Origin of the sequence: Roseateles puraquae (assembly GCF_002205845.1) — a bacterium.
Taxonomy (GTDB): Bacteria; Pseudomonadota; Gammaproteobacteria; order Burkholderiales; family Burkholderiaceae_C; genus Pelomonas; species Pelomonas puraquae.
Genome location: NZ_NISI01000018.1, coordinates 73,225 through 85,765, shown reverse-complemented (window position 1 = coordinate 85,765; position 12,541 = coordinate 73,225). Strand labels below are relative to the sequence as shown.

The 12,541-nt window shown below is 67.4% G+C and carries 11 protein-coding genes; 4 read left to right on the top strand and 7 right to left on the bottom strand.

The genetic code is table 11. The features are described 5' to 3' along the window. The first annotated feature begins 668 nt into the window (after positions 1–668). Positions 669–2,123, top strand: coding sequence for an ATP-binding response regulator (locus tag CDO81_RS25725; RefSeq protein ID WP_158218432.1), 1,455 nt, complete (start codon positions 669–671; stop codon positions 2,121–2,123). Here the strand turns inward: CDO81_RS25725 and CDO81_RS25720 are convergent. Beyond that, positions 2,069–2,803: a response regulator gene (locus tag CDO81_RS25720; RefSeq protein ID WP_088486115.1), complete on the bottom strand. Its 735-nt coding sequence runs from the start codon at positions 2,801–2,803 to the stop codon at positions 2,069–2,071. The two genes, CDO81_RS25725 and CDO81_RS25720, sit on opposite strands and share 55 nt — an antisense overlap. A gap of 203 nt (positions 2,804–3,006) precedes the next feature. Between CDO81_RS25720 and CDO81_RS25715 the strand changes: the two genes are divergently transcribed. Then, on the top strand, positions 3,007–3,639 hold the full coding sequence (locus CDO81_RS25715) for a helix-turn-helix transcriptional regulator (protein ID WP_088486114.1): 633 nt from the start codon (positions 3,007–3,009) through the stop codon (positions 3,637–3,639). 2 nt (positions 3,640–3,641) lie between these two features. Here the strand turns inward: CDO81_RS25715 and CDO81_RS25710 are convergent, their stop codons facing one another. The 6 genes from CDO81_RS25710 to CDO81_RS25685 form a co-directional block, all read right to left on the bottom strand. Next, positions 3,642–4,433: a potassium channel family protein gene (locus CDO81_RS25710; RefSeq protein ID WP_088486113.1), complete on the bottom strand. Its 792-nt coding sequence runs from the start codon at positions 4,431–4,433 to the stop codon at positions 3,642–3,644. 64 nt (positions 4,434–4,497) lie between these two features. Next, positions 4,498–5,811 (bottom strand): ATP-dependent protease ATPase subunit HslU, encoded by a 1,314-nt coding sequence (gene hslU, locus CDO81_RS25705; RefSeq protein ID WP_088486112.1) that lies wholly within the window; start codon positions 5,809–5,811, stop codon positions 4,498–4,500. Continuing rightward, positions 5,808–6,374: an ATP-dependent protease subunit HslV gene (gene hslV, locus CDO81_RS25700; RefSeq protein ID WP_088486111.1), complete on the bottom strand. Its 567-nt coding sequence runs from the start codon at positions 6,372–6,374 to the stop codon at positions 5,808–5,810. The genes hslU and hslV overlap by 4 nt, the downstream gene beginning before the upstream one ends. Positions 6,375–6,411: 37 nt before the next feature. Next, positions 6,412–8,172, bottom strand: a complete 1,761-nt coding sequence (locus CDO81_RS25695) for a hypothetical protein (protein ID WP_088486110.1) — start codon at positions 8,170–8,172, stop codon at positions 6,412–6,414. Positions 8,173–8,181: 9 nt separating this feature from the next. After that, on the bottom strand, positions 8,182–8,829 hold the full coding sequence (dksA, locus tag CDO81_RS25690; protein WP_088486126.1) for an RNA polymerase-binding protein DksA: 648 nt from the start codon (positions 8,827–8,829) through the stop codon (positions 8,182–8,184). Between the two features lie 151 nt (positions 8,830–8,980). After that, the gene (locus CDO81_RS25685; protein ID WP_088486109.1) at positions 8,981–10,033 is read right to left on the bottom strand and encodes a CobW family GTP-binding protein; all 1,053 of its coding nucleotides are present in this window, start codon (positions 10,031–10,033) and stop codon (positions 8,981–8,983) included. A gap of 165 nt (positions 10,034–10,198) precedes the next feature. Between CDO81_RS25685 and CDO81_RS25680 the strand changes: the two genes are divergently transcribed. Continuing rightward, a complete protein-coding gene (locus CDO81_RS25680) occupies positions 10,199–11,080 on the top strand; it encodes an HlyC/CorC family transporter (protein ID WP_241517161.1) in 882 nt (293 codons plus the stop codon). Then, a complete protein-coding gene (lnt, locus tag CDO81_RS25675; RefSeq protein WP_088486107.1) occupies positions 11,077–12,534 on the top strand; it encodes an apolipoprotein N-acyltransferase in 1,458 nt (485 codons plus the stop codon). The genes CDO81_RS25680 and lnt overlap by 4 nt, the downstream gene beginning before the upstream one ends. Positions 12,535–12,541: the final 7 nt, after the last annotated feature.

Sequence of the window (12,541 nt, the reverse complement as noted above, 5' to 3'; positions counted from 1 at the left end):
GCGCGCTCACGCACCTCGGGCGAGAACTTGTTCGACTTGCTCATGGCTCAATCCTCTCAGAGTGTTGAGCCTCCTCGAAACCCGGGGCGATTCAGGTCCTGCTGCCGGCAGTGCTGGAGCTACAGCTCTGCACGCCGGAAGGCGGGAAGCTCATGGCGATCTCAAGAACCGAGCCGGACCGACACTTCGACACAGCTGAGCAGCGGGCACCGCCGCCAAGCGATCGGTGGCTTGAAGGACTTGCAGCACCCGAAAGGCGCTACGGGCCCACCTCGCGCAATGAAGGTGGCGAACCTCTCGTTCGACTGGCAATCTCCGATCGTGGGTCGAACGGTCTGCGAACCATCGCGACGATCAATCTGCGATTCCTGGAAGACGTTGTGTCCGGCTTGCGAGTAGGCCAGAGTGGGCAGACTTTCATCGTCGACGCCGCCAACCAACTGATCGCCCATCCCCGGCCAAGTGAAGTTCTTCGACAGCACGACCTGACGCAACTGGAACCCGTAACGATGGCGCGTGCGGCTCCCGCGAGTGCCGATGTTCCGGTTGAAGCCATCGAAACGTTCGACTTGAACGGTGAGCCCGTCATTACGACGGGTCTGGCATTGAAGGGCCCCGGATGGCTGCTGTTTGTGGAACAGCCGCGTCGTGAGGCGTTGCGCCCCGCCATGGCGACCTTGGAGCGGACGGTCGCATTGCTCGCGATGGGCGGCGTGCTCGCAGCCGCGGCAGGCCTCGTGTTCGCGCGGCGTCTGGCGGCACCCATCGTGGCCCTGCGCGACGCTACCGCGCGGATTGCCAGCGGCAATCTGGATGCCCCCCTCGCGCTGGAAAGGGCTGACGAAATTGGAGCGCTTGCGCAGGACTTCAACCAGATGTCCACCCGCCTGCGCGACCTCTACGCCAGCCTCGAAGCCAAAGTCACCGAACGCACCGCCCAGCTCTCCGAAGCCCGCGACGTGCTTTCAGCCCGTGCCGAGGAGCTGACACGACTCAAGGACGAGGCCGACCGGGCCAACGCGGCCAAGACTCGCTTCCTGGCGGCGGCCAGCCATGACCTGCGCCAGCCGATGCATTCGATCAGCCTGCTGCTGGGCGTGCTGCAGGCACGGCTGGACAGCCCGGAGCATCGGGCGCTGGCGGACAAGATCCAGTCGTCCGTCGCCACGATGGAGAACCTGTTCGGCAACCTGTTGGACATCTCCAAGCTGGATGCGGGCGCGGTGCAGGCGCATGTCGAGAACGTCGACCTGGGGTGGCTGTTGCGCCAGGTCGAGCAGGTCTGGGCGCCGCAGGCCGTGGAGAAGGGGCTGAGCTTGCGGGTGCGGCCCTGCCCGCTGCTGGTGAAAGGTGACGCAGCACTGCTCGCGCGCATCGTGGGCAATCTGGTGGCCAATGCCATCCGCTACACGCGCCAGGGCGGGGTGCTGGTGGGCTGCCGCCGCCGTGGCAACTCGGTCGAACTGCAGGTCTGGGACAGCGGCCCCGGCATCGAGCCGCGCTACCGCGAGGCGATCTTCGAGGAGTTCTTCCGCATCGATGCGCCGGGTTCCGGCCAGGAACAGGGTCTGGGCCTGGGCCTGTCCATCGTGCAGCGCAGCGCCCATATCCTCGGCTACGCGCTGCGGGTGGACAGCCGGGTGGGCAAGGGGTCGGTCTTCAGTGTGACGCTCCCGGTGGCGGGCGAGGCCATGGCGCCCCATGGGGGCCCTGCGACGGCCACGCGCCCACCGCTGCTCGCGGGTCGTTTCATCGTGGTGGTGGATGACGACGAGACCAACGCCCAAGCCCTGGTCGATGCGCTGCAGGCCCAGCAATGCCACGTGGTGGCCGCAGCGTCTTGCGAGGAGGTACTCGCAGCCCTGCAGCAGCATTTGCGGGAGCCTGACCTCATCGTGACCGACTACCAGCTCGGTGCGGGTCGCGATGGTTTCGAAGTCATCGAACGGCTGCGCCGGCATTACGACGACGACATCGCGGCCCTGATCGTCACGGCCAATACCGAGGCGGCGCTCGCCCCACGCGCCCAGGCCTGCGGCGCACGCCTGCTGCACAAGCCCATCGGGCTTCAGCGGCTGCTGGAGGCCATGCAGGAGTCGCTGCCGTCGCCTGATGGCGCCTGAGCCGGCTGCGGCTCGTCAAAGCGCAGGCCCAGACGGCTGGCCGCCAGCACGGCCTGGGTGCGGGTGGTGACGTTCAGCGCGCGGAGCACCGCGGAGGTGTGCGCCTTGACGGTGCTCAGCGAGAGGTTGAGCTGGCGGCCGATCAACTTGGCCGGCTTGCCCTGCAGCAGCAGGTGCAGCACATCAGCCTGGCGCGGCGTGAGGCCCAGGTCGGCGGGGCGCCTGTCCAGCCCTGCCGGCGGCGCGACGGCTGGTGCGGCCACCGCTGGCGAGATGGAGCGCCCCGACAGGAAGACTGACGGCGGCAGGTAGATGCCGCGGGCGAGGATGAGCCGCAACGCGCCCAGCATCAGCTGCGAGGTCGAACTCTTGGGGATGAATCCCATGGCCCCGGCATCCAGAACGGCCAGCACGGTGTCCTTGTCGTCAGCGGAGGACATGACGACCACGGGCATCTCCGGGTGATCCTGCCTCAGCCGAGCCAACCCCTCCAGCCCGGACAGCCCCGGCAACCCCAGGTCGATCATCACCAGGTCGGCGCTACCTCGCTCGGCCAGCAGCGCGAAGGCCTCTTCGCAACTGCCGGCCTCCCAGGTCTCCAGGCCCTCCATCAAGGGCTTCAACAGCAGCGCCACGCCCTCGCGGAACAAGGGGTGGTCGTCGATCAACAGAATCTTCATGGCAGTCTCCCCGCGGCATCGATGGTATCGACGCCGGCCTGTCGACGCGGCGGTCATGCCTCGGACCTTTGGCCTGGCCAAAGGTCTCATGCCAAGGTCTGCTGCCGCCAGGACCTTCCGGCAATGGCAAGCCGCGCGCCCGCTCACCAAACTTGTGGACACCGGACAACGCCATCACACCCATCCGGCTCAGGGAGATCCACATGCTGCACGCTGACACCGCCACGCCTTCAGTCCATCAGGCCTTCCAGGACTCTCAGCCCATGGATGTGCTCGACGCCCTGCCCCAGCCCCTGCTGGTGGTGCTGCCCGACCGCCGGGTGCTGTTCGCCAACCCGAGCGCTGAACGACTGCTGGCCGATGGCCTCTGGCAGACCCGCGCCGATCACCTGATGGCGGTAGGCCAGCTGGACGCCCGGCAGCTGGCCGAGACACTCGCGCTCGCAGCGACTGGCGCCAGCTCACGCACGGGCCTGTGGTTCACACCGCACCTGAGCACCGGCTGGCTGCAGGCGTCAGCTTTGGCGAACAGCATCGCCCGAGCTTCCGGCTGGCCACCGAACACGCTGCTGCTGGTGATCCATCTCGATCAGCCGGCGCTGACGCAGGCCGCACGCATCGAGGCCATCACCCGCCAGTGCCGGCTGAGCCCGGCGGAGCGACATGTGCTGCTGCTGCTCGCCGACGGGGAACCTGTGGAGGCGGCGTCGCGCCATCTGGGCCTGTGTGTCAGCACCGTGCGCAGCCACGTCCGCAGCCTGCTGGGCAAGACGCAAGCGCCTTCGCTGATGCAGCTGCTGCGCTGGACAGGCAGCGCACGCACGCTGCCGCATTGAGGTCAGGCGTGCGGGTCAGGCGCAGAGGCTTGCGCGCGCAAGGCGGCCACCTCGGCACGCAAGGCGCTCACTTCGACGTGCAACTGGCGCAGGATGTCATGCTCCATGCGGCGCTCCGAGGTCTCGACCCACATCGCGGCGATGGCCGCCGTCACCAGCGACAGCACCGCATAACCCAGCAACACAACGAACACCGCGAAGATCTTCGCGGCGGGTGTGCTGGGCACGATGTCGCCATAGCCCACCGTGGCTGCGGTGGTGAAGGCCAGCCACAGGCCGTCGCCCAGGGTGTGCACCCGCGGCTCCAGCGCCCAGAAACCCACGCCGCAGAAGCACAGCACGGCAAAGGCCAGCAGCAGCAGGTAGCCCAGCCCGCCTCGGGTGATCCAGGGCCGCAGCGTCCAGACCATGCGCACCAGGCTCAACAGCGCGACCGCCAGGCGCACGGCCAGGCTCAAGGGTGAATCCACACTGGCCGGGAGCAATGCCGCCGCCACGAAGCCGGCGATGAGCGCCAGGTCCAGCACATTGCGGCGCAGGTACTGACGCGGGTGGTCGAGCTGCACGGCCACGCGCCACAGCGCCATCGTCAGCAGGCCGGCGGCCGACAGGTAGATGGCGGTGGCCAGCGGCGTGGGCAGTTGTTCCAGCAGCTCGATGTAGAAGGCCGGGATCGTCGCCACCAGGCCCGCCAGCACCGGCCAGCGCCAGCGCGCCCGCTCGCGCACGGCCGCGCCGCTGGTACCGGGCGGATGGGCCAGGCCCCAGGTTCGCGAGGGCGGGTGAGCGGGCATGGCCCAGCCTAACGGCTGGCGCAGCGGCAGGGCTTGCGCCAGCGCAAGCCCGCGTCACAAAGCATCAGAGGATGAAGCGCGACAGGTCTTCGTTGGCCGCCAGCGCGCTGAGCTTGGCGTTGACCGCTGCCGCGTCCAGCGCGATGGTCTGGCCAGACTTGTGCGGCGCGTCGAAGCTGATTTCGTCCAGCAGCCTCTCCATCACGGTGGCCAGGCGCCGCGCGCCGATGTTCTCGGTGCGTTCATTCACTTCGAAGGCGATCTCGGCCAGGCGCCGGATGGCGTCAGGCTGCAGATCAAGCGTCACGCCTTCCGTGGCCAGCAGCGCCTGGTACTGCTTGACCAGGCTGGCATGGGTACTCGTCAGGATGGCCTCGAAATCGGCCACTGACAGCGAATCCAGCTCCACCCGGATGGGCAGCCGGCCCTGCAGCTCGGGGATGAGGTCGCTGGGCTTGCTGAGGTGAAAGGCGCCGCTGGCGATGAAGAGGATGTGATCGGTCTTGACCAGGCCGTATTTGGTCGACACGGTCGTGCCCTCGACCAGCGGCAGCAGGTCGCGCTGCACGCCCTGGCGCGAGACCTCGGCGCCGCCGTGCTCGTTGCGCGAGGCCACCTTGTCGATCTCGTCGATGAAGACGATACCCATCTCCTGCGCGTTGGAAAGGGCTGTGGCGCGGATCTCTTCCTCGTTGACGAGCTTGGCGGCTTCCTCGTCCGCCAGAAGCTTCAAGGCCTCGGCGATCTTGAGCTTGCGGGTTTTCTTCTGGCCGGCGCCGAACTGGCTGAACATGCCCTTGAGCTGCTCCGCCATGTCCTCCACACCGGGCTGGTTGCCGAAGGGGCCGAGCAACTCCATGGTCGGCTTGGGCGCCAGCAGGTCCAGCTCGACGTCCTTGTCGTTGAGCTGCCCTTCGCGCAGGCGCTTGCGCATGGTCTGGCGGGTCGGGTTGTCGGCCTCCACGCCGGGCAGCAGCACGTCGAGGATGCGGTCCTCGGCGGCGTCTTCCGCGCGGGCCTGGCAGCGGCGCATGGCCAGCTCCCGTTCCTGCTTCACGGCCACTTCGATGAGGTCACGGATGATGGAGTCGACATCCTTGCCCACATAGCCCACCTCGGTGAACTTGGTGGCCTCGACCTTGATGAAGGGGGCGCCCGCCAGCTTGGCCAGGCGCCGTGCAATCTCGGTCTTGCCCACGCCGGTCGGGCCGATCATCAGGATGTTCTTGGGCGTGATCTCCGTGCGCAGCTTCTCGTCAACCTGCTGGCGGCGCCAACGGTTGCGCATCGCGATGGCGACGGCACGTTTGGCGGCGTTCTGGCCGACGATGTGGCGATCCAGTTCGGAGACGATTTCCTGAGGCGTCATGGAACTCATTCCAGCACCTCCAACGTGTGGTTCTGGTTGGTGTAGATGCAGATCTCGCCGGCAATCTCCAGCGACTTCTTGACGATGTCAGCGGCACTCAGCTCGGTGTTGGCCAGCAAAGCCTTGGCGGCGGCCTGCGCAAAGGCACCGCCCGACCCGATGGCCACGATGCCCTGCTCGGGCTCCAGCACGTCGCCATTGCCGGTGATGATCAGCGAGGCCGTCTTGTCGGCCACGGCGAGCATGGCTTCGAGGCGGCGCAGCACACGGTCGGTGCGCCAGTCGCGGGTGAGCTCCACGGCAGCGCGCACGAGGTGACCCTGGTGCTTTTCGAGCTTGGCCTCGAAGCGCTCGAACAGCGTGAAGGCGTCGGCGGTGGCACCGGCAAAACCGGCGAGCACCTGGTCGCGGTAGAGCTTGCGCACCTTGCGGGCGCTGGCCTTGACGACCGTGTTGCCGAGCGTGACCTGGCCGTCACCCCCGATGGCGACCTGCCAGCCGGTGGGCGTCTGGCGCCGGACCGAGACGATGGTGGTGCCGTGGTACACGGCCGATGAAGAATCAGAAGACATAGGGCCTCCACATGGGGCCAGCAACGCAGGGAACAAGTCAGTTGATCCTGACCTTGACCTTCGCGTGCTCGTTGATGCCCATGGCGCCGAAGAACAGCGCCACCAGGCGGTGCGCGTCGCTGAACACGACGGTGCGGTTCTCGCTGCGGCGCTGCAGCACCCAGTTGAGCAGATCGCCTGCGGCCATGAAGTCCAGGCGGATCAGCTTGGTGCAGGAGACATTGATGACCGCGGCCTCGCCGGCCTCGGTCGACAGGGCGCGCAGGTTGTCGGAGATGTCGCCGTTGAGCTGGCCCATCAGCTCGACTTGCGCCACGCTCGGCTCGATGACACTGGTGTCCATGAAGCTGGACTGCGCCTCCACCGACTGCATGGTGCTGATCGCGGCACTGTGTGTGGACGTGCCATCGCCCCCCATGCGCACCCGGCACTTGGCGCGCTCCCACGACGGCGGGGACACCTCGTAGGTCACGCAGTAGTCGATGGCCGCCTCGTCGAACTGGTCGGGCCGGTTCGCCAGGCGCAGGGCTTCCAGGCGCAGCATCCACAGGGCTGGGTCGGTGTCGCGCTCGCCAACGGGGGCGAGTTCCTTGAGCTGGTTCAGGAAGCGGTCACCGCCCACCCAGCGCAGGTCGATGGTCTGGTTGGCCCAGTGGCGCAGCAGCGTGCGCAGCTCGATGGCTGCATCGATCTCGACCTCGTCGACCGCGCTCCAGTCGAACACCCAGGGCATGGGCAGGGTCTCGCTGCGCTTGCGCAGGATGGCCACATCTTCCGCGCTGAGGTTGGTCGGCGCCGTCCAGCTGACCTGGCCAGCCTTGCCCATCGAAGCTCGGTTGGACTGGCGCGTCGACTCTGCCACCAGCTTGGGCATGGAGAACCACTGCGGGGCCGACAGGCCGAACTGCTGCGCGTATTCGACCGCCAGCGCCTCGAACTTGCCTTGTGCCCCCGTGGCACGGTAGTGGTCGAAGAGCACCAACCAGGTCTCGCCGTGCAGGTTGCGGCTGCCACCGGGGTGCACGAGTTCGGTCAACGAACGCTCGCTGGTGTCGTAGTCGGCGTTGGCGAAGGCGATGACGGCTTCGTCCAGTTCGGGGTCGTGCACGACCTCCTGCACCTCGACGTCCGGCGTGGACTGCGCCAGGGAGAAGGACAGCGGCATGTCCAGCGGCGGCAGCTCCGGCAGCTTGCTGGGCGCGGACTCCGACAGCGGCGGGATGGCCGCGCCCATGGTCACGGCCGCGGGGGGCGTGGGGGCCTGCAGGCGCTCCACCTCGCGCGGCGTGGAGAACTCGCTGACCCGGCCGCCCGGCGGCTCGCCACCGGGCAGGTGAGCCACCGTGGACGCGAAGGCGGCGGGGCGGGTCGGGGTCTCGAAGAAGCCCGGCTGCTGCTTGGGCACGGCCTGCGTGGTGGCAAAGCTCTCGCCCACCATCTGCTGCTCGATCTCGTCGATCTTGGCCTTCACGCCGAGATCGATCTTCGAGTTTGGCTCGCTCAGGCGCTCATCGTCACCCAGGCGCGAGGGCGAGGACGCCAGCGCCGCCAGTTGCTCCGGCGTGAGGCCTTCGCGGCGAATGCGGCGCAGCATGTCGAGCTCGCGCTTGCGCACGAAGTCGTTGCGGCGCTTGCGCTCCACCATGGCGCGCAACTCGGCCTTGGCCAGGTCACCCTCGGGGTCGTCCTGGCGGGAGTTGATCTCAGACCAGTCCGTCGTGGGGTTGGCCACGAAGCGCGCAACCTTGCGGAAGAAGCTGTCGCCTTCTTTCGGGTCTGCGGGCTTGGAGTCGGACATGGTCAAAGCTTAATCGCCAAACATCTTTTGCTTGAGTTCGCGGCGTTGCTGGGCTTCGAGCGACAGAGTTGCCGTCGGGCGCGCAATCAGGCGGCCCAGGCCGATGGGCTCACCGGTCTCGTCGCAGTATCCATAGTCGCCCGTGTCCAGGCGTGCGATGGATTGCACGATTTTCTTCAGCAGCTTGCGTTCGCGGTCGCGCGTGCGCAGTTCCAGCGCGTGTTCTTCCTCGATGGTGGCGCGATCGGCCGGGTCGGGAACGATGGTGGTGTCTTCGCGCAGGTGCTCGGTGGTCTCGCCGGCGTTGGACAGCACGTCTTCCTTGAGTTGGTTCAGCTTGGCGCGGAAGAACTCGATCTGCTTGGCGTTCATGTACTCCGAGTCCGGCATGGCCAGGACTTCGGCGTCGGTCAGCTCGGCGCCCGGCTTGGTCTTCCAGGCGTTGGCCAGCTTGGGGTCGCCCTTGGCAGCCACGCGGGGGGTCTCGTCGACCTGGCTGGCGCCGCGCGCAGGCGGCTTCGGCGGAGCGAAACGGTCAGCAAACCGGTTGGCCGGCGCGGGCACGTCGATCGTCGCGACGTCGGCGCCGGCATCGGTCTTCTTCGCGCCCTTGGGCGCAGCGGCGGTTTTGGGGGCCGGGGTCTTGCTCACAGTCATCTCCTCGCTCATGGGGTGCATCGGCGCGGTGTCAGACCTAGATCCCACTGCAGTTCAACCGGCACCCCATTTTTGAGCGCGGCGGATTGTAGCCACGAGGAATCCAGGTTCCGCGAGCCCCCGAAAACCATGCTTCGGGGGCCGGCGGACATCACGCCAGACAGCCTTCCAGACCTTGCATCAACACGTCTTTGGGCAGGTCGATCCCAATGAACACCATCTTGCTCTGCTTTTTCTCTCCCGGCATCCATTTCGGCCCGAGATCGGAACCCATCATCTGGTGAACACCCTGGAAGATCACCTTCTTGTCGGTGCCTTTCATGTGTAGGACACCTTTGTATCGGAGCATCTTCGGGCCGTAGACCTGCACGATGGCGCCCAGGAAGTCCTCGAGCTTGGCCGGGTTGAAGGGCTTGTCGGCGCGGAAGACGAAGCTCTTCACGTCGTCATCGTGATGGTGGTGGTGCGGGTGGTCGCAGTGCTCATGATCGTGGTGATGATGATCATGATCGTGGTGGTGGTGGTCGTGGTCATCGGCCTTCAGGAAGTCAGGGTCGATCTCCAGCTTGGCGTTCAGATTGAAGCCGCGCAGGTCGAACACCTTGCTCAGCGCCACCTCGCCGAAATGTGCGGCCTGGATGGGCGCACGCGGGTTCATGTGCTTGATGCGGTGGATCAGCTTCTCCACGGCCGCCGGCTCCACCAGGTCGCTCTTGCTGATGAAGATCTGGTCGGCAAAACCCACCTGCATGCGGGCTTCCTGGCGCGTGTTGAGCTGCTCGTCGGCGTGCTTGGCGTCGACCAGGGTCAGCACCGAGTCCAGCAGATAGGCCTCGGCGATCTCGTCATCCATGAAGAAGGTCTGCGCGACCGGGCCGGGGTCGGCCAGGCCGGTGGTCTCGATGACGACGCGCTCGAAATCCAGCTCGCCCTTGCGGCGCTTGGCGGCCAGGTCGCTCAAGGTGGTGCGCAGGTCTTCACGGATGGTGCAGCAGACGCAGCCGTTGCTCATCTGGATGATCTGCTCGTTCGTGTCGGAGACGAGGATGTCGGTGTCGATGTTCTCTTCGCCGAATTCGTTCTCGATGACGGCGATCTTCTGGCCGTGGGCCTCGGTGAGCACGCGCTTGAGCAGCGTGGTCTTGCCGGCGCCGAGGAAGCCGGTGAGGATGGTGGCTGGGATGAGGCCTTGGGCTGTGGACATGGCAGGAACCGTTTCACTCGAAAGAAGGCAGCCAAGATGGGGCCTCGCTGCCGGGATACAAGAGTAGAGGCCTATGCACACCACGAGACCGATTGCCGTCGTGTTCACAGGCCCATCAAACCAATCGGCTATTCTGTCCCTTCCGCAATTCCTTGACAGCTCCCCTTGAGCGAACCGCATTCAGGCAGGCCCCCGAGTCGTGGGGCCGCCAAAACACCGCCCGAGGCCCGAGGCCTGCTGGAGCGCATGCTGGAGTTTCTACACCCCGGCCCTGACTCCAAGACCGAACTGATCGAGACCCTGGCCGAGGCCGAGCAGCGCGAGCTGATCGAGCCCGAGTCGCGCCAGATGCTGGAGGGCGTGCTGCGCATGGCCGAGCTCTCCGCGGGCGACGCCATGGTGGCCGCCCCGCGCATGGACCTGCTCGACATCGACGCCCCCTACGAGGAGCTGCTGGCCGTCGTCATCGAGACCGGCCATTCGCGCTTCCCGGTCTACGACGGCAGCCGCGACAACATCATCGGCATCCTGCTCGCCAAGGACCTGCTGAAGATGCAACGCGCGCCCGAGCTCAACCTGCGCGCCCTGCTGCGGCCCACGGTCTTCGTGCCCGAGAGCAAGGGCCTGAACGAGCTGCTGCGCGACTTCCGCTCCAACCGCAACCACCTGGCCATCGTCATCGACGAGTTCGGCAACACCGCCGGTCTCATCACCATCGAGGACGTGCTGGAGGAGATCGTCGGCGAGATCGAGGACGAGTTCGACGAACAGAACTCCGAGACCGGCATCTACACCCTGGCCGACGGCAGCCAGCGCGTGGCGGGTGACGCGACCATCGCGGCAGTCAACAGCGCCTTCGGCCTGGCCTTGCCGGACAACGATTTCGACACCATCGGCGGCCTCGTCGCCCACGAACACGGCCGCGTGCCACGCCGGGGCGAGACGGTGCGCGTGGCCGGGCTCAATTTCGCCGTGATGCTGACCCGTGGCGGCGCGGTGCGCTGGTTCAAGGTCACGCGCGCGCCCGACGAAGAGACCGAGGCGTGAAGGCGGCGCGAGCCGTGGGCCTGGCGCTGGTCGCCGGGCTGCTGCACACCGGCGCCTTTGCGCCCACGGGCGCGTGGTGGCTGCAAATCCTGGCGCTGGCTCTGCTGTTCTCCGTCGTCGAGACCGCGACGCCTCGCCTCGCGGCGCTGGCCGGCTCGGTCTTCGGCTTCGGCTGGCTGGCTTCGGGCCTGTGGTGGCTGCACATCAGCATGCACCAGTTCGGGGGCATCCCCTGGGTGCTCGCGGCCCTGGCGGTCGGCCTGTTGGCGGCCTGCCTCGGCCTCTACTACGCGCTGGCCCTGGGCCTGACGGCACGCTGGACGCCGCCCGGCCGCTGGCGCCTGCTGGCCCTGGTGCCGGCCTGGCTGCTGGCCGAGCTGGCCCGGGCCACGTGGTTCAGCGGCTTCCCCTGGATCGCCTCGGGCTACGCCCACACCGTCGGCCCGCTGGCCGGCTGGGCGCCCTGGATCGGCGTGTACGGCATCACGGCGCTGGCCGCTTTGGCCGCGGCGGGCTTCGTGCTGCTCAAGCGCCGCGCCACCGCCTGGGCCGCGCCGGCCATCCTGCTGCCGCTGGCCGGCCTGGTGCTGCCGCAGGACTTCACCACCTCGACGGGCCACGTCAACCTGTCGCTCGTGCAGCCCAGCATTCCGCAGGATCAGAAGTTCGACCCCGCCCGCTTCTCAGCCAATCTGGGCCTGCTCGCCGCCCTGATCGACGCCTCACGAGGCCAAGTGGTCGTCACGCCGGAATCCGTGATCCCGGTGCCGCTGTCGGAGCTGGACCCGGCCACGCTGACCCACCTGTCGCGGCCGGACCGCCCTGCGCTGTTGGGTGGCTTCCTGGGAAATGCCGAAGTCGGGTACGTGAACTCCGTGATCGCACTGGGTGCCGACTACCACTACGGCAAGCGCCACCTGCTGCCTTTCGGCGAGTTCATCCCGCCAGGTTTCGGCTGGCTCGTGCGCGCCATGAACATCCCGCTGGACGACCAGGCCCGGGGCGACCACCAGCGCCCCTGGGCGGTCGCCGGCCAGAAGCTGCGCCCGCTGATCTGCTACGAAGACCTGTTCGGCGAAGACATCGTGCACAGCGCCACCGGGCCGGACGCCGCGACGGTGTTCGTCAACGTCAGCAACCTGGCCTGGTTCGGCACGGTCATGGTGCAGGACCAGCACCTGCAGTTCTCGCAGATGCGGGCGCTGGAATTCCAGCGCCCCGTCGTGCGTTCCACCAACACCGGCGCCACGGCGGTCGTCGACCACCACGGCGCCGTCACCCAGCGTCTGCCGGCCCTGGTGCGCAGCGTGCTGGAGGCCCGCGTCGAAGGCCGCGAGGGCAGCACACCCTACGCCCGCTGGCTGGCCGCCTTCGGCCTGTGGCCGCTGTGGATGGCGGGGGCGCTCGCCCTGGCGGGGCTTGCCTTCGCCGGGCGCCGCAGGGCGGCCCAATAGAATCGGC

Bases quoted from the DNA above. Each gene is read 5' to 3' on its own strand.
- CDO81_RS25725 (WP_158218432.1), top strand. From the start codon at position 669: ATGGCGACCTTGGAGCGGACGGTCGCATTGCTCGCGATGGGCGGCGTG.
- CDO81_RS25720 (WP_088486115.1), bottom strand. From the start codon at position 2,803: ATGAAGATTCTGTTGATCGACGACCACCCCTTGTTCCGCGAGGGCGTG.
- CDO81_RS25715 (WP_088486114.1), top strand. From the start codon at position 3,007: ATGCTGCACGCTGACACCGCCACGCCTTCAGTCCATCAGGCCTTCCAG.
- CDO81_RS25710 (WP_088486113.1), bottom strand. From the start codon at position 4,433: ATGCCCGCTCACCCGCCCTCGCGAACCTGGGGCCTGGCCCATCCGCCC.
- hslU (WP_088486112.1), bottom strand. From the start codon at position 5,811: ATGAGTTCCATGACGCCTCAGGAAATCGTCTCCGAACTGGATCGCCAC.
- hslV (WP_088486111.1), bottom strand. From the start codon at position 6,374: ATGTCTTCTGATTCTTCATCGGCCGTGTACCACGGCACCACCATCGTC.
- CDO81_RS25695 (WP_088486110.1), bottom strand. From the start codon at position 8,172: ATGTCCGACTCCAAGCCCGCAGACCCGAAAGAAGGCGACAGCTTCTTC.
- dksA (WP_088486126.1), bottom strand. From the start codon at position 8,829: ATGACTGTGAGCAAGACCCCGGCCCCCAAAACCGCCGCTGCGCCCAAG.
- CDO81_RS25685 (WP_088486109.1), bottom strand. From the start codon at position 10,033: ATGTCCACAGCCCAAGGCCTCATCCCAGCCACCATCCTCACCGGCTTC.